Here is a 23,315-nt window from a genome sequence, read left to right on the forward strand (position 1 = left end):
ATGACCGAGATCGTGGACGTGTACGACCTCACCCCCCTGCAGGAGGGCCTGCTCTTCCACGCCCTGCGCGGCGAGGAGCAGCCGGAGCACACCGGCTACCTCAACCACCTGGAGTTCGACCTGGTCGGCCCACTCGACCGGGCCGCCTTCGGGGCCGCCTGGCAGCAGGTGGTGGACCGCCATGACGCGCTGCGCGCCGGGTTCCACTGGGCCGAGGCGGCGAACCCCGTCCAGGCGGTGCACGCCACCGCGCCGCTGGTGCCGGCCGTGCACGACCTCAGTGCGCTGCCCGAGCAGCACCGCGCGGCCGAACTGGCGGACGAACTGGCGACCTTGCGCGCCACCCCGCTGGACCTCGCCACCCCGCCGCTGATGCGCCTGACCGTCTTCACCCTGACGCCCGAGCGGCACCGGGTGCTGTGGACGCACCACCACCTGGTGCTGGACGGCTGGAGCCTGGCCACGGTCTTCGCCGAGGCGATGGGCGCCTACCAGGCGCTGGTCACCGGCGCCGCCTGGCAGCCGGGCGAGGCGGCCTCCTTCGGCGACCACCTGCGCTGGCTGCGCGGGCGCGACCAGGCGGCGGACACCGCCTTCTGGAGTGCCGAGCTGGCGGGCCTGGCCGGCCCGACCGTACTGCCCCGCACCCCGCTCGCCGGGCAACACGGGTACGGGCGGCACGCCGTCGAGCTGACCGGCGCCGAGACGGCCGCCGTGCGCGCGCTGGCCGCCGGCTGCGGCGTCACACCGGCCGTGGTGCTGCGGGCCGCCACCGCGCTCGCCCTCAACCGCTACACCGGCTCGGGCGACGACCTGGTCTTCGGCACCACGGTGGCCGGCCGCCCAGCCGAGCTGGCCGGGGTGGAGTCGATGGTCGGACTGTTCATCAACACGGTCCCGGTGCGGGTGCGGATCGACCGCCGCCAACGCGTCCGGGAGTTCCTGGCCGAGCAGATGGCGCGCACCGCCGCACTCCAGGAGCGGCAGTACACACCACTGAGCACCGTGCAGCGGCTCGCGCAGGTCGACGACCTGTTCGACACGCTGCTGGTGGTGGAGAACTTCCCGCTCGGCGAGGCGACCAGGACCGAGTGGGGCGGGCTGCGCGTGGTCACCGGCGCCGCCGAGGAGCACACCCACTACCCGCTGACCCTGACCGCGCTGCCTGGCGAGCGGCTGCGGCTGGAGGCGGACTGGCGACGCGACCGGGTCGACGACCTGGTCGCCACCGGCCTGCTCGACCAGCTGCGCCACGTGCTGGCGGAGCTGGCCGCCGACCCCGAGCGCCCGCTGGGCCGGCTCGCCCCGCTGCCCGCGCCCACCGCCGAGCTGCTGCGCGAGTGGGGCGGCGGCCGGCCGGACGTCCCGCCGGCGCCGGCCCTGCCCGAGCAGATCGCCGCCCGGGCGGCGGCCGCGCCCCAGGCGGTGGCGGTGCGCGCCCCCGGGGCCGAACTCGGCTACGCGCGGCTGGTCGAGACGGCCAACCGGCTGGCGGCCGCGCTGCGCGAGCGCGGCGTCGGCCCCGGCGACCTGGTCGGGGTGGCGCTGGAGCGCGGCGCGCAGCTGCCGGTGGCGCTGCTGGCGGTGCTCACCGCCGGTGCCGGGTACGTCCCGCTCGACCCCGAACTGCCCGCTGCCCGGCGGGCCGCGCTGACCCAGGCGGCCGGGCTGACGGTGATCCTCGGCCCGGCGGACGTCGACCTGTCCGAGGGCGGTGCCCCATCCGTCACCGTGCCCGCCACCGGATCGCCCGACCACCCCGCCTATGTGGTCTTCACCTCCGGCTCCACCGGCACGCCCAAGGGAGTGATCGTCACCCGGGGCTCGCTCGCCCGGCACAGCCGGCTGATCGGCGAGTGCTACGGGCTCACCACGGCCGACCGGGTGCTGCTCTTCTCCCAGCCCTCCTTCGACGTCGCCGCCGAGGAGATCTTCGCCACCCTGGCCGCCGGCGCCACCGTGGTCGTCCACCCGCCCGGGCGCACCGACACCATCGAGGAGTTCCGCGACCTGCTGGAGCGCGAGGGCGTGACGGTCGCCAACCTGCCCGCCGCCTACTGGCACACCTGGCAGCGCGAGACCGAGGCCCCGGTGCCCGAAGGGCTGCGCCTGCTGGTGGTCGGCAACGAGAAGGTGTGGACCGCCGCGGCGGCCACCTGGCGCGAGCGCACCGGCTCGCGGGTCGAGCTGCTCAACGCCTACGGCATCACCGAGACCACCATCACCTCCACGCTCTACCGGCCCCCGGCGCAACTGCCCGCCACCGAGGCGCTGCCGGTCGGACGCCCGGTCCCCGGCACCACCGTCTGCCTGGTGGACGCGCACGGCGAACCGGTACCGCCGGGGGTGCCGGGCGAGCTGCAGCTGGGCGGCTCCGGCGTGGCGCTGGGCTACCTGGGCGACCCGGCCCGCACCGCCGCGCGCTTCGTGCCGGACCCGCGGGCCGCGCGCCCCGGTGCCCGGTGCTACCGCAGCGGCGATCTGGGCCGCTGGCTGGCCGGCGGCGTGCTGGTGCTGGACGGCCGGGCCGACGAGCAGGTGCAGATCCGCGGCCACCGGGTCGAGCCGGGCGAGATCGAGGCCGCGCTCTGCGCCCACCCGGCGATCGCCGCGGCGGCCGTGGTCGCCGTCCCCGGCCCGCACGGCACCCCGCTGCTGGTCGCCCACCTGGTGCCCGCCGACCCCGCCGGGCCGCCGCCGCGCTTCGCCGAGCTGGCCGCCCACCTGGCCGAGCGGCTGCCGCGGGCGATGATCCCCACCGCCTGGTCGCTGCTGACCGCGCTGCCGCTGCTGCCCAGCGGCAAGGTCGACCGCCGGGCGCTGCCGGCGGTGCGGGCAGCCGAAGGGCCGCGCAGCGCACCGCGCGGCCCGGTGGAGAGCTGGCTGGCCGAGGTCTGGCAGACGGTGCTGAACGCGGGTGCGGCGCCGGTGCGCGAGGACGACTTCTTCGCGCTGGGCGGCGACTCGCTGGCCGCCGTCCAGGTCACCGCGCGGGTACGCCGGGCGCTGCGCACCCAGGTGCCGGTCCGGCTGCTCTTCGACCAGCCGACGCTGGCCGGCTACGCCCGGGCGGTACAGGCCACCGGGCAGCCGCAGGCCCCCGCGCCGGCCCCCGCCGACCCGGCCAGGCGCGGCGAACTGGCCCCGGGCGAGGAGCGGTTGTGGTTCCTGCACCAGATGGATCCGCAGGCGACCGGCTACCACCTGCCGGTGGCCTTCCGGCTGGCCGGGGCGCTGGATGCGGCCGCGCTGCGGCGCGCGATCGCCGCGCTCTCGGCCCGGCATCCGGCGCTGCGCACCCGCTACCTGGACCACCCGGGCGGGCCGCTGGCCCTGGTGGACCCGGTGCCCGCCGACCCCGGGCCGGCCGTGGAGCCCATCGAGGCGGGCGAGTTGACGGCCGTCCTCGCGGCGGAGGCCCGGCGACCGTTCGACCTCGCGGCCGAGCACCCGGTGCGGTTCCGGCTGCTGCGGATGGCCGCGGACGACCACGTGCTCGCGCTGACGGCCCATCACATCGCGGTCGACGGCTGGTCGCTCTCACTGCTGCTGGCCGACCTCGCCACCGCCTACCGCCAGGCGCTGGAGACCGAGGCGGCCTCGGCCGGCGGATCGGCTCCGGCTCCGGCTCCGGCTCCGGCTCCGGCATCAACTCCGGTGCCGGCCCTCGACTTCCGCGACTTCGCCGTGGCCCAGCGCGACCGGCTGGCCGGCCCCGAGGCCGATCGGCTGCTCGCCCACTGGCGCGAGAGGCTGGCGGGCGCCCCGCAGTTGCTCGCGCTGCCCACCGACCGGCCGCGGCCACCGGTGCGCGGTGACGGCGCGGCCCGGCACTCCTTCACACTGCCCGCCGAACTCGCCGAGCGGGTCAAGGCGGTGGCGGCCGGGACGGGCAGCACCCCGTTCGTGCTGCTGCTGGCCGCCTACCAGCTGCTGCTGCACCGCTACAGCGGACAGGACGACCTGCTGGTCGGCGTCCCCGTGGCCGGGCGGCTGACCGAGGAGTCCGAGGCGGTGTGCGGCAACTTCGTCAACACGCTCCCGCTGCGGGCCACGATCGCCCCCGGCGCCTCGTTCACCGAGCTGCTCGGCCAGGTCCGGGGCAGTGTGCTGGACGCCTTCGACCACCAGGAGCTGCCCTTCGACCGGATGGTGGACGCGCTGGCACCGCGCCGCGACCTGAGCCACCCGCCGCTGGTCCAGACCCTGTTCGCCTTCCAGAACACCCCGGCGCCGGCCTTCAGCCTGCCCGGGCCGGCCTGTGAGCCGCTGCCCTCGGCGCCAGGCGCCCAGCTGGACCTCTCGCTGGCGATGGCCGAGCAGCAGGGCACCCTGGCCGGGCTGTGGGAGTACAGCACCGAGCTGTTCGACGCCGAGACCGTGGCCGCCCTGTCCGAGGCCCTGCTGCTCCTGCTGACGGACGTGTGCGCCGACCCGGACGCCCCGCTGGAGCGGGCCCGGCTGCTCGACTCCGCCGCCCAGCAGCGGGTGGCGCGGCTGGCCACCGGGCCCGCCGCCCAGGCCGCACCGGTCACCCTGACCACGCTGCTGGCCGAGCGGGTGGCCGCCACGCCCGCGGCGCCCGCACTGCTGGCCGATGGAGCCGACGGTGCCTCTCTGCGGCTGAGTTGGGCCGAACTGGACGCCTGGGCCGGGCGGATCGCCGAGGCGCTGGCGGCAGCCGGCATCGGCCGCGGCGACCTGGTGGGGGTGCACGCCCAGCGCGGCCCGGCGCTGGGCGCCGCGCTCTGGGGGGTGCTCAAGGCGGGTGCCGGGTACGTCCCGCTGGACCCCGACCACCCCGAGGCCCGGCTCACCGCCGTGGCCCGGGCGGCCGGGCTGCGCGTGGTGCTCACCCAGCAGGGGCTCGCCCGCCCCGACCTGACGCCGCGGCCGCGGTGGATCGAGGCGGACGGCGCACTCCCGGCGCGGGCCCAGGCGGCACCAGCCGTGCCGTCCCCGGCGGATGCCGCCTACGTGCTCTTCACCTCCGGCTCGACCGGCGTCCCCAAGGGCGTGGTGATCACCCACGCCAACGTCACCACCTACCTGCGCTGGTTCCAGTCGGTGTTCCAGGGCACCGAGGCCGACCGGCTGCTGCTGCACACCGCCTACAGCTTCGACGTGTCGGTGCCCGAGCTCTTCGGCGGGCTGCTCGGCGGCGGCGCCACCGTGCTCGTGGACCCGCGGCACCAGGCGGACGCCCGCGCCGCTCTGGACCTGGTCAGGCGGCACCGGGTCAGCTACCTGGGCGGGGTCCCGTCCTACCTGCGGCTGCTCGCCGACGACGGCACGCTCGCCGACTGCCCGTCGCTGCGGCTGATGGTCAGCTGCGGCGAGGGCCTGCCGGTGGAACTGGCCGCGTCGCTGCGGCGGCAGAGCGCGGCCGTGCTGGAGAACCAGTACGGGCCCACCGAGACCACCGTCGCCCTCACCGGCTGGCAGGACTGGGCGCACGCCCCCGCCCACGGGATCGCCCCGCTGGGCACCGGGGCCCCCGCCTGCGGGGTCCAGGTGCTGGACCGGCAGCTGCGCCCGGTGCCGCCCGGGGTGGCCGGCGAACTGTATCTGACGGGCCATCAGCTCGCCCGGGGCTACCTGGGCGACCCGGCCCGCACCGCGCGGGCCTTCCTGCCCGACCCGTTCGCCACCGAACCGGGCGCCCGGATGTACCGCTCGGGCGACCTGGGCCGCCAACGCCGCGACGGCACCGTGGAGTTCCTCGGCCGGATCGACCGGCAGACCAAACTGCGCGGCTTCCGCGTGGAGTTGGGCGACATCGAGGCCACCCTGACCGGCCACCCGCAGGTGCGGGCCGCAGCGGTGCTGCTCGACGGCGAGGGCGAACACGCCCGGCTGGTCGGCTACGTGGCCCACGCGGCCGATGCGGCCGACCTGGCACCGGCCGCGCTGCACGCCTGGTGCGCCGAGCAGTTGCCCGGCTACCTGGTGCCCGCCGTGCTGCGGGTGCTCGACGCGCTGCCGCTCAACGCCAACGGCAAGGTCGACCACCGCGCCCTGGCCGCCCTGCACCCGCCCGCCGTGCAGGGCGCCGCAGCCGTCACCGCTCCCCCCGAGGGCCCCACCGAGCAGTCGGTTGCCGCCAGTTGGGCCGAGCTGCTGGGGTGCCCGGTCCCCGGCCGGGACGAGGACTTCTTCGAACTCGGCGGCAACAGCCTGCTGGCGGCCCGCGCGGTCGCCCGGCTGCGGCGCGACCTGGGGGTGGAGCTGCCGGTGCGTACCGTCTTCGCCTCCCCCACCGTGCGCGCTCTGGCCGCCGCCGCCGACGAGGCGCTGCTGGCGACGCTCGACGAGAGCGAACTGACCACGCTGCTGGCCACCGTCGACATCACCACCGCCACCACCGCCACCACTACCGCAACCGACCACCGCGCGAAGGGCCCTGGCCATGACGGAAACTGACCCCGGGGCCCAAGCGCCCTCCCTCGATCCGGAGCGCCGGGCCGCCGTGCTCGCGCTGCTCCACCAGCGCCGCGCCGCCGAGCGGCAGAGCGTCGACGACACGATCCCCGTCCTGGCCCGCGACGGCCGGCCCGGGCCGGTCTCCTTCGCCCAGGCGCGGGTGCTCTTCCTGGAGGAGTTCGACCCGGGCACCGCCCAGCACAACATGCCGCACGCCTTCACCCTGGACGGCCCGCTGGACGAGGCCGCGCTGCAACGGGCGCTGGACCAGGTGACGGCCCGTCACGAGGCGCTGCGCACCGCCTTCCCGCGCTCGAAGGGGCAGTGGAGCCAGCTGGTCACCCATCCGGCGCCGGTGCCGCTGCCCCGGCTGGACCTGTCCGGCCAGCCCGAGCAGGAGCGGGCGGCGATGGCCCGCGCGGTGCTGGCCGAGGAGGCGCAGCGGCCCTTCGACCTGGAGCGCGGCCCGCTCTTCCGGGCCCTGCTGATCCGGCTCGCCGAGGAGCACGCGATCCTCTTCCTGGACTTCCACCACGCCGTCTGCGACGGCTGGTCGGTGGGCCGGGTGATGGCCGACCTGGCCGCCTGCTACCGGGCCTCGGTGGCCGGCGAGGGCGCGCCGGTGCTCGATCCGCTGCCCGTGCAGTACCGCGACTTCGCCGCCTGGCAGCGCGAGCGGCTCGGCGAGCCGCAGCTGCGGCGCGGGCTGGACTTCTGGCAGCAGCAGCTGACCGGCGTCCCGGCCCTGGAGCTGCCCACCGACCGGCCCCGGCCGCCGGTGCGCGGCCACCGGGGAGCGCTGGTGACGGTCGAGTGGCCGCGCGAGCTGCTGGACGGACTGACGGCGCTGGCCCGGGACTGCGAGGCCACCCTGTTCGCGGTCCTGCTGGCCGGCTACCAGTGCCTGCTGGCCCGCAGCGCCGGGCAGCGCGACTTCGCGGTGGGCACCATGGTGGCCGGTCGCGACCGTCCCGAACTCGAACCGGCGGTGGGCCTGTTCGCCAACACCGTGGTGCTGCGCGCCGACGTCGCCGGGCGGCCGGCCTTCGCCGAGCTGGTCCGCCGGGTGCGCGACCGCTCGCTGTCGGCCTGGGACCACCAGGAGGTGCCGTTCGAGCGCGTGGTGGACGCCCTGGACGTGCCGCGCGACCTGAGCCGCACCGCGCTCTTCCAGGCGATGCTGGTGCTCCAGAACACCCCGCCGGCCGCCTTCACCCTGCCGGGCCTGACGGTGGGCGCAGTCGAGCCGGACAGCCGCACCGCCAAGACCGACCTGACCCTGTATGTGACCGAGCCGGCCCCGGGCGGGAGCGAAGGCCTCACCGTGGCGGCCGAGTTCAGCGCCGACCTGTTCGAGTCGGCCTCGGTGCGCGCCCTGCTGGACCGGCTGCGCACGCTGCTCGCCGGCGCCGTGGCCGCCCCGCAGACCACCCTCGACGCGCTGCCGCTGCTCACCGCCGAACAGCTGGCGGCCCTGACCGCCGCGCCGCAGGCCTCCCCCGTAACGGAGCTGACGGTCGGTCAGCTGATCCGGCAGCGGGCCGCCGAGCGGCCCGACGCCCCGGCCGTCAGCGCCCCGGGAGCCGCCTGGCTGAGCTACGCCGAGCTGGACCGCGCCGCCGACCGGCTGGCGCACCACCTGGCCGCCCGCGGGGCCGGCCCGGGCAAGCTGATCGGGGTCGCCCTGGAGCGCGGCGCCGAGCTGCCCGTCGCGCTGCTCGCCGTGCTGCGCACCGGCGCGGCCTACGTCCCGCTCGATCCCGACTACCCGGCCGCCCGCCTCGCGGTGATGACCGAGGACGCCGGCCTCGCTCTGACCCTCACCACCGGCAGGCTCGCCGCCCGGATCCCGGTCCCGCACGAGGCGCTGGTGCTGCTGGACGAGCAGGCCGAGGCGATCGCGGCCGGGCCCGCCGGGCCGCTGCCGGTGGTCGTCTCACCCGACCACACCGCGTACGTCATCTTCACCTCCGGCTCCACCGGGCGCCCCAAGGGCGTGCGGATCGCCCACCGCTCGCTGGTGAACCTGCTGACCTCGGCGGGCGAACGCTGCGGGATCGGCGCGGGCGACACCCTGCTCGCGGTCACCTCGCTCTCCTTCGACATCGCGGGTCTCGAACTGTGGGCGCCGCTGGTGAGCGGCGGCCACCTGGTGGTCTGCGACCGCCAGTCCGCCGCCGCCGCCGACCAGTTGGTCAAGGTGCTGGCCGAGTACCGCCCCACCGTGATGCAGGCCACCCCGGCCACCTGGCGGCTGCTCACCGATGCCGGCTGGCCGGGCGATCCGGCGCTCACCGTGCTGTGCGGCGGCGAGCGGCTGCCGGAGGACCTGGGACGCGCGCTGCGCCCGCTGGTCAGGGCGCTGTGGAACATGTACGGCCCCACCGAGACCACCATCTGGTCGGCTGCCGGGCCGGTGGAGTTCGCCGAGGACGAGGACCGGGTGCCGATCGGGCCGCCGCTGGCCAACACCGACCTGCACGTGCTGGACCCGTACCTGGCCCCACAGCCGGACGGCGTGGCCGGCGAGGTGTGGATCGGCGGAGCCGGCCTGGCCGAGGCCTACCACGGCCGTCCGGCGCTGACCGCCGACCGGTTCCGCCCGCACCCCTTCGCCGCCGCCCCCGGTGCCCGGATCTACCGCACCGGCGACCTGGCCCGGCGCCGCCCCGACGGGCGCCTCGACTTCCTCGGGCGCCTGGACGACCAGGTGAAGGTGCGCGGCTACCGGATCGAACTCGGGGACGTGGAGGCGGCGTTGGCCGCCCACCCGAAGGTCGCCCAGGCGGTGGCGGCGGTGCGCGCCACCGCGGCCGGCGAGCGGCTGGTCGGCTATCTGGTGGCCGCGCCCGAGGCCGAACCCACCGTCACCGAACTGCGGGCCCACCTCAAGGAGATGCTGCCCGACTACATGGTGCCGGCGCTGTTCGCCACCGTCCCCGCCTTCCCGCTGACCCCCAACGGCAAGATCGACCGGCGCGCGCTGCCCGCCCCCGAGCAGTCCGCCACCGCCTCCGGCACCGTCTACCAGGAGCCCGAGGGCCCCGTCGAGCAGGCACTGGCCGCGATCTGGCAGGAGCTGCTCACGGTGCCCCGAGTCGGCCGCCAGGACGACTTCTTCGCGCTCGGCGGCGACTCGCTGCTGGTGGTCCGGATGGTCGGCGCGGCGGCCCAGCAGGAGATCCGGCTCACCGCCAAGCAGGCGTTCCAGCACAAGACGCTGGCCGAACTGGCCGCGGCGGCCGGCACGGTGAAGCTGCTGGCCCGTCAGGAGGAGATCACCGGCCCCAGCCCGCTGCCGGTGGCCACCCACCAGTTCTTCGAGTCCGCTCCCCCGCGCCCCGACTACCACTCGCTGAGCTTCCTGCTGCGGGCCCGCGAGCACCTGGACCCGCAGCTGCTCGACGAGGTGCTCGACCAACTGGTCGGCCACCACGACACGCTGCGCCTGCGGCTGACCGAGCAGGACGGCGAGCTCGGCCTGGCCCACGACCCGCACCGGCGCCGTCCGCTGGTCGAGCGGGTCGACCTCGCGGAGCTGGACGACGAGGCGGTCGAGCAGGAGATCCAGCGGCACACCGACCGGATGCAGACCCGCTTCACCATGACCGAGGGCGAGCTGTTCGGCGCGGTGCTCTTCGACCTGGGCCCCGGGCGCGACCAGCGGCTGCTGCTCGCCGGGCACTACCTGATCGCCGATGTGATCGGCTGGCAGATCCTGGCCGGCGACCTCGACGTGCTCTACCGCCGGCGCGCGCACGACGAGCCCTACCAGCTGCCCGCCAAGACCACCTCGCAGCACGAGTGGCTGGGGCGGCTGACCGAGTACGCCACCGGGCAGGCCGCCGGTGAGCGCGGCTACTGGCTGGATCCGGCCCGCTCCCGGGCCGTGCCGCTGCCCCAGGACCACCCCGAGGGCGACAACCGGGTGGCCGCCAACCGCCCGCTCTTCCTGACCCTGACCACCGACCAGACCGAGGCGCTGCTGCGCCGCGCCAACAAGGCCGCCAAGCTGCCGCTGGACGCGATCCTGCTGTGGGCGCTGGTCGGCGCGCTGGGCGAGTGGGCCGGCACCGAGACCCTGCCGGTGGACCTCTACGTGCCCGGGCGCGAGTCCCCCTGGGAGGACGTGGACCTGTCCCGCACGGTGGGCTGGCTCACCTACCGCTACCCGGTCTGGCTCGACCGCGCCCGTGCGCTGCCGCCGGCCGAGGCGGTGCGCGCGGTGTCCCGGCAGCTCAAGGCGGTGCCGCAGGGCGGCCTGGGCTACGGCGCGCTGCGCTACTTCGGCACCGACCGGGCCACCGCCGAGGCGCTGGCCGCCCAGCCCGTCCCCGAGCTGATGTTCAACTTCTTCGGCACGCCCGCCGGAGGGTTCCAGCTGTTCCAGCCACTGGCCGGCGACTCCGGCCACTACCACGACACCGAGTCGCGCCGGATGCGCCTGCTGATGGTCAACGGCGCGGTCGCCCACGGCCGGCTGCGGCTGGAGTGGGAGTACAGCGCGGGGCGGCACGAGGAGTCCACCATCCAACGCCTGATCGACCGCTGCACCGCCCTGCTGATCGAACTGACCGCGAACTGCCCGGAGAGCGACCGTGACTGACACCCCGTCCCCGACCAAGCGCCTGACCGGCTGGCCGGCCTTCCTGACCCTGTGGTCGGGCCAGACCGTCTCGGCGATCGGCTCCGGCATGTTCGCCTTCGCCGTGGGCCTGTGGGTCTACGAGCGCAGCCACTCGGCCACCCAGTTCGGCCTGATCATGGTCTTCGACCTGCTGCCGGGCCTGCTGCTGGCCCCCTACGTCGGCGTCCTGGTGGACCGGATCGACCGGCGCACCGCGATGATCGCCGGCAACGCCGGAGCGGCGCTCAGCAGCCTGGCCGTCCTGCTGCTGGTGCACACCCACCACCCGGCGCTCTGGCCGCTCTACCCGGCCCTGGTGCTCGGCTCGCTGGCCGGGATGGTCCAGGGCACCGCCTACGACGCGGCCCTCACACCGCTGATCGACGAGCGCCACCGCGGGCGGGCCAACGGCCTGGTCCAGGTCGGCCAGGCGGTCGCCGAGGTGCTCTCGCCGCTGCTCGCCGGCGCCCTGATGCTCACCGTCAAGGTCACCGGCGTGGTCCTGCTCGACCTCTTCTCCTTCCTGTTCGCGATCGTGACGCTGCTGCCGCTGCGGATCCCGGCGGTCCTGGACGAGGAGGACGAGGAGGACGGCCCGGCCGGCGCCGAGGACACCTTCGCCTACGGCTGGCGGTTCATCCGGCAGCGCCCGGCCCTGCTCGGCCTGCTGCTGATGTTCGCGGCGCTCAACTTCGCGGTGGGCCTGGCGGCGGTCGCGGTGACCCCGTGGGTGCTCTCCTTCTCCGGGCCCGGCTCGCTGGGCGCGGTGCTGACGGCGGGCGGGGCGGGGATGCTGATCGGCGGGGTGCTGATGACCGCCTGGGGCGGCACCCGGCGCCGGGTGCACGCGCTGCTCGGCGGCCTGCTGCTGGAGGGGCTGTGCATCGCACTGCAGGGTGTGCACCCGACGGCCGCGCTGGTCGGGGCCGGTCTGTTCGGCTTCTACCTCTTCCTGCCGGTGGTCAACGCCTCCTCGTCGGCGATCTGGCAGGGCCGGGTGCCGCCCGGCGCCCAGGGCCGGGTCTTCGCGGTGCGCCGGATGGTCGCCCAGATCACCGCCCCGCTGGCCTACTTCACCGCCGGCCCGCTGATCGACCTGGCCTTCCGGCACCTGCTCACCCCCGACAGCTGGGCGCACCACCTGTTCCCGATGCTGGGCACCGGCTCCGGGCGCGGGATCGGCGTGCTCTTTCTGTTCATGGGCGCGGCCGTGGTGGTGATCGCCCTGCTCGGCCTGGCCAGCCCGGGGCTGCGCTCGGTGGAGCAGCCCGAGACTCCGGCCGAGGCACCGACACCGGTACCGGCCGCCTGACCTGTGACCTGTCGAACCCGTTACCGACCCAACCTTCTGAGGAGACTGTCATGAGCGACCTGACCCGTTACCTGGTGGTGGCCAACGACGAGGAGCAGTACTCGATCTGGCCGACCGACCGCGAGCTGCCGCTCGGCTGGCACGACCGGGGCTTCGCCGGCACCGAGCAGGAGTGCCTGGACCACATCGAGCAGGTGTGGACCGACCTGCGCCCGCTGAGCCTGCGCCGGGCGATGGCCGCCGCCGCCCAGAACGGCTGACGGCAACGCGCCGCAGGGCCCGCCCCCAGGAATCCACCAGGATCGGGGCGGGCCCTGCGCCGTGCACGGGTGGGCCTGCTCAGCGGACTCGGTCAGCCCGGGTTCTCGCGAAGGTGCCGGTCAGAGCGGTCTTCGCGTGGGCGCGCTGTTGGCCAGCTCCGCGCCCGTCTCCCGGGCGAAGGTCCCGATCGTGCCCAGCACCCGGTAGCGGGCCTGCCCCGCCACCCGGTCCACCGCCACCAGCGACCGGTCGACCAGCCGGTTGACCAGCGCCGGCAGGTCGGCGGCCGGCACCGGCACGCCGGCGCAGCGGATCATCACCTCGCGATAGCTGACCGGCTCGCGCTGCTCCGCCAGCCGTGCCAGCACCGCCCGTTCGTCGGCGGTCAGCCGGGCGAAGCTCCACTCCAGGCAGGCGCGCAGCGTGCGGTGATGGCGCGGGCCGCCGCGCCGGACCATGGTCAGCAGCATGAACGGGTCGTCCAGGCCCGCCACCAGCTCCTCGATCGGCATGGTGCGCAGGCAGGCCGCGGCCAGTTCCAGCGCCAGCGCCAGCCCGTCCAGCAGGCGGCACAGCTGGGCCACGGCGTTGGTGTTCGCCGCCTCCAGCCGGAAGCCGCAGGCGTCCTCGGCCCGGCGGCAGAACAGCGCCACCGAGTCGACCCGGGCCAACTGGTCGACGCCCAGGGCCCCGGCGGGCGGCAGCGCGAGCGGTTCCACCTGGTGGATCGCCTCGCCCACCACGCCCAGCGGTTCGCGTGAGGTCACCAGCACCCGCACCCACGGGCAGCGCCGGACCAGCCGTTCGGCCAGCGCGGCGGCGGCCTCGGCCACCTGGTCGGCGTCGTCCAGCACCAGCAGGGCGGGGCCCTCCCGGAACAGCGCCGCGAGCCGCTCCTCCACGGTGGCGCCCGGGAGGCCGGGCGGTCCGCAGACGGCGATCAGCTGCTCGCGCAGCGCAGCGTCGTCCTGGCAGTCGGCGAGCGCCACCACCAGCACCCGCTGCCCGGCGCCCTGACCCACCGTCGCCGCGTAACGCAGTGCGAGCGCGGACTTGCCACAGCCCGGGGCGCCGACCACGGTGGTCAGCTGCCGGCGGGCGCACAGCGCGGCGAGGCGGCCGAGATCGTGCTGACGGCCGATCAGCTCCGGCAGGCCGGCCGGCGGCCCGCTCCACCGGTGGCCGCGCTCGCGCGCCCGCTCGCCGCCGGACCGGGCCTGCGGCACCTGTGGCTCGGGCGCCCGCAGCACCTGGCGGTGGGCACGGCGCAGCTCCTCGCCGGGCGAGATGCCCAGCTCGTCCCGCAGGCGGCGGCGGATCGCCTCGAAGCGGCCCAGCGCGGCGGCGGTGTCCCCGGCGCCGGCCAGTGCCAGGACGAGCCGGGCGTGCAGTGCCTCGTGCAGCGGGGCGAGCCCGGCCAGCGGTTCCAGCGCGTCGGCGACCTCGCGCGGGCGCAGCAGCGGCAGCCCGAGGTCGGCCAGCGCCAGGGCGGCGGTGAAACGCAGCCGGGAGAGCCGGGCCAGTGGCTCGGCCTCGGACCCGGTCGCCGCACAGTCGGCCGGGGCCGGGCCGCGCCACAGCGTGAGCGCGTCCCGGTAGCGGTCGAAGGCCTCCGCGTTCCAGCCCTCGCCGGCCAACGAGGCCGCCTGGCGCGCCAGTTGTTCGAACCGGAAGGCGTCGACGCACTCCTCGGGTATCCGCAGGGTGTAGCTGGTGCCGGAGGAGACCAGCAGACAGGACGGCTGCCGGGAGGGACGCTGGGGTTCCAGCAGACGGCGCAGTCGTGCCACGTAGGTCTGTACGATGTTCACCGCACTGGCCGGCGGCCGGCCTTCCCACAACGCCTCGATCAGCGACGTCCGTTGGACCGGGCGGTTGGCCTGCACGGCGAGCAGGGTGAGTAATCTGCTCTGCTGTGGCGAGCCGAGCGGGAGCACCGCGCTCCCGCGTCGGACGGACAGCGGGCCGAGCACGGCGAAACTGAGTTGCGGTTCGACAAGGGGCGGGTATGGCATGTCCATGAAGCTGCTCCTGGCGCGCGAATCCCCGGCGAGCGCGAGCATCGTGTGCGGACTCGACGGGGCCTGGTGAAGGCCTGGGTGGGGCTGAAACAGGGCGGTGAAGACCCTGTGGATTTCATGGGTCCGGCGGTACGGCGTCATTAGCGTACTGCCCGGGATAACACACGAAAGCTCGTTCCTGGCCACCGCTGGAATCCGCGTATGTCCCGCCATAGGCGGCCATTCTCCGGGCCCGGCAGAATACCGTCCGGCCATCACCGAAGAACAGCGCCCCAAACACCGCGCAAACTCTCCGTCAACAAATGGCGAGAATCGACTATTCGGACTGTGAACCACTGTGACAATGGGATGACAATGGTGGGGGCATGACAATATCGGACCGATGAACTCCCCCACCGGCCCAGGTCACCCCACCCGCCGATGCCCGCCGCCCTACACCGGACGGCCACCGCCACCGGCCCGCCCCGACCGGCGGCGACCGCCTTGCACCCGCACGCCGCACCGCGCCGCCCACCGTGCGGCGCGGCGACCGTCGCGCCCTCCGCCGGCGGCCGGAATACCGGGGCCGGGGGCCCGCGGAAAATACCCGGGCCGAGTCATTTCGACGGCCTTTCCAGGCGGGGCACGCCCGCGTCGTCCAACCGGCCCCCGGACGGCGCCGGGGGCGCGGACCCGCCGGCTACAGCGAGCCGACGACCTTGCGCGGGCTGACCCGCACGACCACGCGCTCGGCATCGTCCTTCGAAGCGGGGTTGAAGTCCGCGTAGTTCTTGCCGGTGTACTTCCGCGAGAGGGTGTCGATCAGCTCCTGGCCGCCCTCGGTGGTCATGGTGACGGTGCCGCGCACCTCGGCGTAGGTGTAGGGCGCATCGGCCGGGTTGATCATCACCGTGATCCGCGGGTCGCGGCGCAGGTTCTTCTCCTTGCGGCGGCCGACGGTGGTGGAGATCAGCAGGTCGTCGCCGTCCCGCAGGACCCAGGTGACCGAGAGCTGGGAGCTGCCGTCGGGCTGGATCGTCGCCACGGTCACGAAGGCGAGCTGATCGTCGAGGTACTTCTTCAAGTCGTCAGAGAGTGCGGCCGACACTGTCGATCACCCGTCCTTGAAAGGGGTCCGTTTGAGGTGTTAACGCACCTTATCCCCCACGGCAGTTCAGCACCGTACCCCACGCCCGGGCGCACCGGCGCAACCGGGCCGACGAGCGCCGTGCACGCTCCCGCACGGCGCATTGGTGCTTGCGGAGCCGATCGCACGCCGGTTAGTTTCTTCCTAAAATTAACCAAGACGACTGGTGGGGCGGGATGGCACAGCGAGCGGCACTCTACGGCTGCGCGGTGAGTGAGCGGACACGGTGGCTGGTGCTGGCACTGACCGACGAGGACGGGCTGACCGGGTACGGGGAGTGCTCGGACGCCGGGCCGGTGACCGCCGTCGTCGAGCGGCTGCGGGCCTGGGCCGCCGGGGCGCCGCTGCCGGGCGACTTCACCGCACGCACCGTCAGCGGCGGTCTGGCGCAGGCGCTGGCCGACCAGGCCGCCCGCCGGGCCGGCCGGCCGCTGTGGTCCTGGTACGGCGGCGCGGCCCCGCGCCCGGTGCCGCTCTACGCCAACATCAACCGGGTGCCGGGCGGCCGCGCGCCCGCCGAGGTGGCCCGCGCCGCCGGGGCCGCGCTGGCCGCCGGGCACCACACGGTCAAGCTCGCCCCCTTCGACGTCCCCGGCACCGGCGGGCTGGGCCGGCTCGGGCTGCGGCGGGTGCGGGCGGTGCGCGCCGCGATCGGGCCGGGGCCGCGCCTGCTGGTCGACTGTCACGAGCGGCTGCCGCTGCGGCAACTCAGCGCCCTGCTGGACGAGCTGGCCGCCGCCGGGGTGGACTGGCTGGAGGACGGGGTCGGCATCGACCGGCCGGCGGAGCTGCGGCTGCTGCGTGCCCGCACCGCGCTGCCGCTGGCCGGCGGCGAGTTCGCCCACGACCCCGGACAACTGGCCGCGGTGGACGGCCTGTTGGACATCCTGCTGCCGGACGTCAAACACGCCGGCGGTCCGGCGGCGGTGCGCGCACTGGCCCGCGCCGCCGGCCGGGCCCGCATCTCGCTGCACAACCCGAGCGGACCGGTCGCGGCCCTGCACAGCGCCCATCTGACCGTGGCGCTGGACGGCGACCTGCTGGAGAGCGCGGTCGGCGAGGTGCCGTGGCGGGCCGACCTGGTCGGCGGTGGCGAGCGGATCGTGCGGGGCGAACTCCACCTGCCCCCGGGCCCCGGACTCGGCGCCGACTTCGACACCGCGCACCCGAGCGGCACGCTGCTCTGGTCCGCCACCACGACCGCCGTCACCGCCACGACCGCCGTCACCGCCACGACCCTTCACACCCCTGAACCGGAGCACAGCCGATGACCACCAGTGGGCCCGCACCCGCGGGCCGGATCGCCCTCGTGACCGGCGCCGCCGGCGGCATCGGCCGTGCCGTGGTCACCGCGCTGGCCGAACGCGGCCACGCCGTACTGGCCGTGGACCTCGACCCGCGGGTCCATGCCCTGGCCGCCGCGGCGCCCGCCCCGATCGCCGCCGTGGTCGCGGACCTCGCCGACCCCGCGACCCCGCAGCGGGTGCTCGCCGCCGCCCGCGAACTGCCGGGAGACCCGCACACCCTGGTCAACTGCGCCTTCGCCGAGGAGCGCGGCCCGCTGCGCGAGGCCACCGACGAGGGTTGGGCCCGCACCTTCGAGGTGAGCCTGCACGCGGCCGTCCGCCTCGCGCGGGCCTTCGCCGACACCCTGATCAGCTCCGGCGCCCCCGGCGCGGTGGTGAACATCGCCTCGGTGCACGCCGGGCTGGCCGCGCCGGGCATGGGCCCGTACGCCGCCGCCAAGGCCGCACTGCTCGCCTTCACCCGCACCGCCGCCGTCGAGTGGGGCGGCCACGGGATCCGGGTCAACGCGGTCTCGCCGGGCTTCATCGCGGTCGAACGCAACCGTCATCTCTGGCAGGACGAGGCACAGTTGGCGCGTCGGCTGAGCCAGTACCCGCTCGCCCGGGCCGGCCGGCCGGCGGAGGTGGCCGAGGCGGTGGCCTTCCTGGCCGGGGACGGCGCCTCCTACGTGACCGGCGCGGTGCTGCCGGTGGACGGCGGTATCACCGCCCGGCTGCCGGAGCTGTGACCGCCATGGACCGATCCCCTGTCACCCACCGGGCCCACCCCGTGGTCCACATCCGCGCCGAGGTCGGCGAGTCACCGCTCTGGGACCAGCGGGCCGGCGTGCTCTGGTGGACCGACATCCCGCGCGGCCGACTGCACCGCTTCGATCCGGCGGACGGCACCGACACCGTGCCCCGCCCGGACCTGCCCGGGCCGCTCAGCGCGGTCGCGCTGCGCGCCGGGGGCGGGCTGCTGGCCGCCGTCGGGGACCAGGTGCTGGGCCTTGGGCCCGACGACGGGCGCACCGCCGCCGGACCGGCCCCCGGACCGGACCTGGTGGCCCGGGTCCCGCTGCCCTCGCCCGACCACCGGCTCAACGACGGCCGCGTCGACCCGCTCGGCCGGTTCTGGGTGGGCACCATGTCCACCACGGGCGAGCCGGGCACCAGCGCGCTGCACCGGATCGACCCCGACGGGCGCAGCACCCTCCAGCTCACCGGGGTGAGCATCTCCAACGGCCTGGACTGGTCGCCGGACGGCCGGCTGGCCTACTACGCCGACTCGCCGACCGGCGAGGTCGCGGTGCTGGACTGCGCCGATCCGGACCGCCCGCCACGCCGGGTGGGCACGCTGGCCCGGTTCGCCAACTGCGTGCCGGACGGGCTCGCGGTCGACGCGGCGGGCTGCGTCTGGGTGGCGCTCTTCAACGGCTGGGCCGTGCACCGCTACCGGCCCGACGGCACGCTGGACGCGGTGGTCCCGCTGCCGGTGGCCAAGGTGACCAGCTGCGCCTTCGGCGGTCCGGGGCTCGACACGCTCTACATCACCACCGCCGGCCGCCTGCTGGACGCGGCCGCGCTGGTGCGGCAGCCGCTGGCCGGCGCGCTCTTCGCCTGTCGGCCCGGCGTCACCGGCCTGCCCGGGCACGCCTTCACGGGCTGAGCCGCCTGCGGGCCTGGTGTGTTGCGCCGCGTGAACGGCGTGTCGCCGCGGATGGCGAAACGGCGCCCGATCTTGTCGTCCTGACGCCGGCTTACTAAATTTCCGGAAGAAATTAAGCGCCGAGCGCCGCCCGCCCCGCCGGACCGCGCTCGGCACCCGTGCCGTGCCGAGGAGCAGGAACCCCATGAGCACCCCCGTGACCACCTCGCGCGTCTCCGCGCGCACCGTGCGCAGACTCGCCCCGCCGCTGGTGGCCTTCGGCGAGTTCGTCGACGGCTACGACCTGCTGGTGATGAGCTGCGCGCTGGTCTTCCTCACCCCCGCCTTCGCGCTCACCGCGGCCGACAAGGGCGTGCTCGGCGCGGCGAGCTTCGTCGGTGCGGCCCTGGGCGCCCTGGTCTTCGGCGACCTGACGGACCGTTTCGGACGCCGGGCGATCTTCGTGCTCAACCTGGTGCTCTTCGTGGTCTCCGCGCTGGCCTCCGCCTTCGTCACCAACGTCCCCGAACTGGTCGTCGCCCGCCTGCTGGTCGGCATCGGCGTCGGCATGGACATCCCCACCAGCTCCTCGTTCCTGGCCGAGGTGGCCCCGCGCGGCCGCCGCGGCCGGATCTCCGGCACCCTGCCCAACGCGATGTGGCTGCTCGGCGCGATCACCTCGGCCGGCGTCGCGATCGCCCTCCAGGGCCACCCCGACGGCTGGCGCTGGCTGTTCGGCCTGGCGGCCGTGCCGGCCCTGCTGGTGCTGGCCGCCCGGCAGGTGCTGCCCGAGTCGCCGCGCTGGCTGCAGTCCCAGGGCCGCGAGGCCGAGGCGCAGGCCCTCTACGCGGACCTCGGCCTGGAGCCCCCGGCCCGGCCCACCCCGGCCGACCCGGCCGGCACGGCGGGCATCACGGCGGGCACGGCGGGCACGGCGGGCACGGCGGGCACGCCGCGCGGCTACCGCGCCCTGTTCGGCCGCCGCTACCGCACCCGCACCCTCGCCTTCGCCCTCTTCTTCGCCGCCAACGGCCTGGGCGGCGGCGTCAGCACCATCGCGGGCCCGCTCTTCCTGGCCGCGGCCGGGCTGGACAAGAGCCAGACCATGCGGTTCACCCTCTACGGCTTCCTGGTCGGCCTGGCCGCCGTCCTGCTCGGCGCCCTGCTGATCGACCGGATCAACCGCCGCTGGTTCGGCGTGGCCACCGCGCTCGGCGCCCTCGCCTTCACCCAACTCCTCGCCTGGGGCGGCAAGGAGAACCACACCCTGGTCTTCAGCTGCTGGCTCGCCTTCACCTTCTTCACCTGGATCGGGCCCGGCACGCTGGCCTGGGTCTGGTCGGCGGAGCTCTTCCCGACCGCGCTGCGCGGCGTCGGGGTCGGCTTCACCCAGGCCGCGGGGCGGCTCGCCATCGCCGTCACCGCCGGCTTCGGCCCCACCGTGATCAGTGCCTGGAGCCTGCACGCGGTGGCCCTGTTCTCCGCCGCCTACCTGGTCTGCGCGCTGGTCCTGGTGGCCTTCCCGTTCTTCGCCACCACCGGCGCCGAGTTGGAGGAGACCGCCGCCGAGGCACCGCTCGCCTCGCCCGCCGAGCCTGCCGCCGGTGCCGCCGGTGCCGCCGGTGCCGCCGAGCGGCTGACCGCGCTGCCCTCCTGAGCGGCCACCATCCCTGCTCCCCACTCCCCACTTCCCCGCCCCCGGTTCGCGAAGGAGGACCCCTGGTGTCACCACGCACCCGCCCCGCCCGGCTGCGCCCGCTCGCCCTGATCCTCGGCGTGCTCGCCCTCGCCCTGCCCGCCGCCCCGGCCACCGCGGCCGCGCCCGGCCCCAGCACGTACTACCTCGACTGCTCGGCCACCACCGACGGCACCGGCAGCCAGAGCGCCCCGTTCAACAGCCTGGCCGACGTCAACGCGCTGACCCTGCAACCCGGGGACGCGGTACTGCTGAACCGCGGCACCACCTGCCCGGGCACCCTGGCCCCGCAGGGCTCGGGCACCGCCGCGGCCCCCATCACCATCGACGCCTACGGCACCGGTGCACTCCCCGCGATCAACGCCAACGGCGCCACCCAGGCCGTGCTGCTGTCCGGCGAGTCCTACGTCCAGGTCCGTGACCTGTCGCTGTCCGCGCCCGGCGACAACACCACCGCCCGGCGCGGCGTCTACGTCTACGCCGCCGACACCGGCACGCTGCCCGGGATCGTGCTGCAGGGGCTGGACATCCACGACGTGCGCGGCGCCCTGCCGTCCGCCACCAAGACCGGCGCAGGCACCGGCAAGTACGCCGGCGCCTCCGGCGGCATCGTCGTCGAGGCCCAGGGCAGCACCACCCCGACCGCCTTCGCCGGGCTGCAGATCCTGGACAACCGGATCCACTCGGTGGACCGCCAGGGCATCTACACCTGGTCGAACTGGTGCCGCTCCAGCCGGCTGGCCGCCTTCTGGAACAGCCTGTGCAGCGCGCCGTGGAACCCGATGACCGGCCTGGTGGTGCGCGGCAACCTGCTCTGGGACATCGGCGGCGACGGCATCGCCCCGATGACCGGCCAGCAGACCCTGGTCGACCACAACACCCTGCAGGGCTTCAATGTGCGCTCCGGCTCACCGAACGCCGGGATGTGGACGGCGAACACGGTCAACGCCGTCTTCCAGTACAACGACACCTCCGGCGGCCGGACCACCGCCGACGGGATGGCCTACGACGTGGACCACTCCACCGACGGTGTGGTCTTCCAGTACAACCTGTCGCACGACAACCAGGGTGGCTTCTTCCTGCTCTGCCCATACAACACCCCGACCAGCGACTTCACCATCCGCTACAACATCTCGGTGAACGACGCGACCCGCGGATTCCAGGTCTGCGACGGAGCTCTGACGAACGGTCAGATCTACGGCAACACGCTCTACCTGGCCGACGGCCTCAGCCAGCAGATCGTCACCGAGAACACCAGCGCCACCCTGGACGTGCGTTTCACCGACAACGCGGTGATCCGTCACGGCTCCACCGGCACCGTCGGCTGGACACTCAACGCCCCCGCCTGGGTCAACGACCACAACCTCTTCTACGACGTCCCCGTCCCTGCCGGGGCCACCAACTCCACCACCGCGGCACCGCTGTTGAACGGCCGTGAACTGGTCGACGCCTACGGCTACCAGTACGGCGCGGGCTCCGCGGCGCTGGGCGCTGGCGTGAGCGTAGCGGGCAACGGCGGCCAGGACTACTTCGGCACCCCCGTGCCGAGCAGCGGTCCCGTCTCCGTCGGCGCCTACACCGGCGCCCCGGTCTGCGCCGCCCCGCTCGCCGACTCCTTCAACACCGACCCGGCGGGCAGCTCCCCCGCCGGCTGGACGGTCAGCGGCCCGGCCAGCGGCGCGCTCGCCGGTGCCGACCCGTCCGGCGGCTACGGCGCCGCCCTGCTGCTGACCTCGGGCACCAGCACCACCAGCGTGGTGCGCTCGTTCACCGCGCCCGGCGGCGACGTCCGGATCGACACCCGGCTGCGCGCCGCCCAGACCGGCGCGGCGCTCGGCTTCCACGTGCTGGACGCGGCCGGCAACCCGCTGGCCCAGTTCAGCCTCGCCGCCGACGGCAACGCCGCCTACACCGACGCGGGCAGCTGGACCGACGCCGCCTTCGCCTACCCCGCCGGGGTCTGGCTGCCGGTCTCGCTGGTACTGCACCCCGCCACGGGAACCTACGACATCACCGTCGCGGGCCGGCCCCTCGGCACCGCCCGCCTCACCCCGGGCGCCGGCCCCGCGGCCCAACTGCGCTACAACGTCCCGGCCGCCTCGGGCGCGGCCGCCTTCGCGGCGGACGACGCGTTCGTCCAACCGCTCAGCTGCTGACCGGCGCCCGGCACACCCACCCCACCGCACACGCCGTCGCTGCGCCCCGCCGGCTCAGCAACGGCCAGCAGCGGGTCGACTCCTTCGTCGAAGCCCCGCGCCCCGTCGGACGACGGGGCGCGGGGCACGGGGCGCGGGGCACGGGGCACGGGCGGTACGGGTGTTTCAGCTGAGGCAGCCGACATGCGCCAGGGCGCGCTTGAGCAAGGCGCCCTGCCCGTTGGGCATCTCCTGCTGCACCAGCGGCGACGCGGCCTCCTGGGGGCTGAACCAGACCAGGTCGAGCGCGTCCTGGCGCGGGCGGCAGTCGCCGGCCACCGGGATGACATAGGCGAGCGAGACCGCGTGCTGGCGGGGGTCGTGGAACTCGGTGATGCCCAGGGTGGGGAAGTACTCCGCGACCGTGAACGGCTGGAGCGAGGCCGGGATCCGGGGCAGCGCGACCGGACCGAGGTCCTTCTCCAGGTGCCGCAGCAGCGCGTCGCGGACCCGCTCGTGGTGCAGCACGCGCCCGGAGACCAGGGTGCGGCTGACCGTCCCGTCCGGCCCGATCCGCAGCAGCAACCCGACCTGGGTGACCTCCCCGGCCTCGTCGACGCGCACCGGCACCGCCTCGACGTAGAGGATCGGTATCCGGGCCCGGGTCGTCTCAAGTTCCTCGGGAGCGAGCCAGCCTGGCGTGGTTTCCGTCGTGTCAGACATTCGCTGATCGTACGTTCCCCGGCACCCCGCGCGTCGGCGCCCCGCCCGGCGGTCACA

General features: G+C 75.1%; 12 protein-coding genes. 9 read left to right on the plus strand and 3 right to left on the minus strand.

Annotation, left to right across the window (positions count from 1 at the left end):
• Genes ACFZB9_RS08935 through ACFZB9_RS08950 form a run of 4 tightly spaced genes read left to right on the plus strand, consistent with a single transcriptional unit; the run spans nt 1 to nt 12,622 of the window.
• Complete coding sequence (locus tag ACFZB9_RS08935; RefSeq protein ID WP_391445035.1) at nt 1-6,423, plus strand: amino acid adenylation domain-containing protein; 6,423 nt, start codon at nt 1-3, stop codon at nt 6,421-6,423.
• Nucleotides 6,410-11,029 carry an amino acid adenylation domain-containing protein gene (locus ACFZB9_RS08940; protein WP_391445037.1) on the plus strand — a complete coding sequence of 1,540 codons (4,620 nt, stop codon included), beginning with the start codon at nt 6,410-6,412 and terminating at the stop codon, nt 11,027-11,029. Before ACFZB9_RS08935 ends, ACFZB9_RS08940 begins: the two co-directional genes overlap by 14 nt.
• Nucleotides 11,022-12,362, plus strand: coding sequence for an MFS transporter (locus tag ACFZB9_RS08945; RefSeq protein ID WP_391445039.1), 1,341 nt, complete (start codon nt 11,022-11,024; stop codon nt 12,360-12,362). Before ACFZB9_RS08940 ends, ACFZB9_RS08945 begins: the two co-directional genes overlap by 8 nt.
• A gap of 50 nt (nt 12,363-12,412) precedes the next feature.
• Nucleotides 12,413-12,622, plus strand: coding sequence for an MbtH family protein (locus ACFZB9_RS08950; RefSeq protein WP_391445041.1), 210 nt, complete (start codon nt 12,413-12,415; stop codon nt 12,620-12,622).
• 120 nt (nt 12,623-12,742) lie between these two features.
• Here ACFZB9_RS08950 and ACFZB9_RS08955 read toward each other — a convergent pair whose 3' ends face one another.
• Entirely contained in the window at nt 12,743-14,644 is a 1,902-nt protein-coding gene (locus ACFZB9_RS08955) for a BTAD domain-containing putative transcriptional regulator (RefSeq protein ID WP_391445043.1), read from the minus strand.
• A gap of 679 nt (nt 14,645-15,323) precedes the next feature.
• On the minus strand, nt 15,324-15,731 hold the full coding sequence (locus ACFZB9_RS08960) for a PPOX class F420-dependent oxidoreductase (protein ID WP_391445045.1): 408 nt from the start codon (nt 15,729-15,731) through the stop codon (nt 15,324-15,326).
• Between the two features lie 248 nt (nt 15,732-15,979).
• On the opposite strand from ACFZB9_RS08960, the gene ACFZB9_RS08965 reads away from it, so the two are divergent.
• The 5 genes from ACFZB9_RS08965 (at nt 15,980) to ACFZB9_RS08985 (ending at nt 22,556) form a co-directional block, all read left to right on the plus strand.
• On the plus strand, nt 15,980-17,041 hold the full coding sequence (locus ACFZB9_RS08965; RefSeq protein ID WP_391445047.1) for an enolase C-terminal domain-like protein: 1,062 nt from the start codon (nt 15,980-15,982) through the stop codon (nt 17,039-17,041).
• Complete coding sequence (locus ACFZB9_RS08970; RefSeq protein WP_391445049.1) at nt 17,038-17,805, plus strand: SDR family NAD(P)-dependent oxidoreductase; 768 nt, start codon at nt 17,038-17,040, stop codon at nt 17,803-17,805. Before ACFZB9_RS08965 ends, ACFZB9_RS08970 begins: the two co-directional genes overlap by 4 nt.
• A 5-nt stretch (nt 17,806-17,810) precedes the next feature.
• A complete protein-coding gene (locus tag ACFZB9_RS08975; protein WP_391445051.1) occupies nt 17,811-18,725 on the plus strand; it encodes an SMP-30/gluconolactonase/LRE family protein in 915 nt (304 codons plus the stop codon).
• Nucleotides 18,726-18,909: 184 nt separating this feature from the next.
• Entirely contained in the window at nt 18,910-20,361 is a 1,452-nt protein-coding gene (locus tag ACFZB9_RS08980) for an MFS transporter (RefSeq protein ID WP_391445053.1), read from the plus strand.
• Between the two features lie 65 nt (nt 20,362-20,426).
• Nucleotides 20,427-22,556 (plus strand): hypothetical protein, encoded by a 2,130-nt coding sequence (locus ACFZB9_RS08985; RefSeq protein ID WP_391445055.1) that lies wholly within the window; start codon nt 20,427-20,429, stop codon nt 22,554-22,556.
• 165 nt (nt 22,557-22,721) lie between these two features.
• Here ACFZB9_RS08985 and ACFZB9_RS08990 read toward each other — a convergent pair whose 3' ends face one another.
• Complete coding sequence (locus ACFZB9_RS08990) at nt 22,722-23,258, minus strand: NUDIX hydrolase family protein (RefSeq protein ID WP_391445057.1); 537 nt, start codon at nt 23,256-23,258, stop codon at nt 22,722-22,724.
• Nucleotides 23,259-23,315: the final 57 nt, after the last annotated feature.

This window comes from Kitasatospora sp. NPDC008050 (genome assembly GCF_042957465.1).
In the GTDB taxonomy this organism is placed as follows: Bacteria; Actinomycetota; Actinomycetes; order Streptomycetales; family Streptomycetaceae; genus Kitasatospora.

What these genes read in the sequence shown, in the direction of transcription:
- ACFZB9_RS08990 (WP_391445057.1), bottom strand. Translation starts at nt 23,258, where the DNA reads ATGTCTGACACGACGGAAACCACGCCAGGCTGGCTCGCTCCCGAGGAA.
- ACFZB9_RS08975 (WP_391445051.1), top strand. Translation starts at nt 17,811, where the DNA reads ATGGACCGATCCCCTGTCACCCACCGGGCCCACCCCGTGGTCCACATC.
- ACFZB9_RS08980 (WP_391445053.1), top strand. Translation starts at nt 18,910, where the DNA reads ATGAGCACCCCCGTGACCACCTCGCGCGTCTCCGCGCGCACCGTGCGC.
- ACFZB9_RS08935 (WP_391445035.1), top strand. Translation starts at nt 1, where the DNA reads ATGACCGAGATCGTGGACGTGTACGACCTCACCCCCCTGCAGGAGGGC.
- ACFZB9_RS08950 (WP_391445041.1), top strand. Translation starts at nt 12,413, where the DNA reads ATGAGCGACCTGACCCGTTACCTGGTGGTGGCCAACGACGAGGAGCAG.
- ACFZB9_RS08940 (WP_391445037.1), top strand. Translation starts at nt 6,410, where the DNA reads ATGACGGAAACTGACCCCGGGGCCCAAGCGCCCTCCCTCGATCCGGAG.
- ACFZB9_RS08970 (WP_391445049.1), top strand. Translation starts at nt 17,038, where the DNA reads ATGACCACCAGTGGGCCCGCACCCGCGGGCCGGATCGCCCTCGTGACC.
- ACFZB9_RS08955 (WP_391445043.1), bottom strand. Translation starts at nt 14,644, where the DNA reads ATGGACATGCCATACCCGCCCCTTGTCGAACCGCAACTCAGTTTCGCC.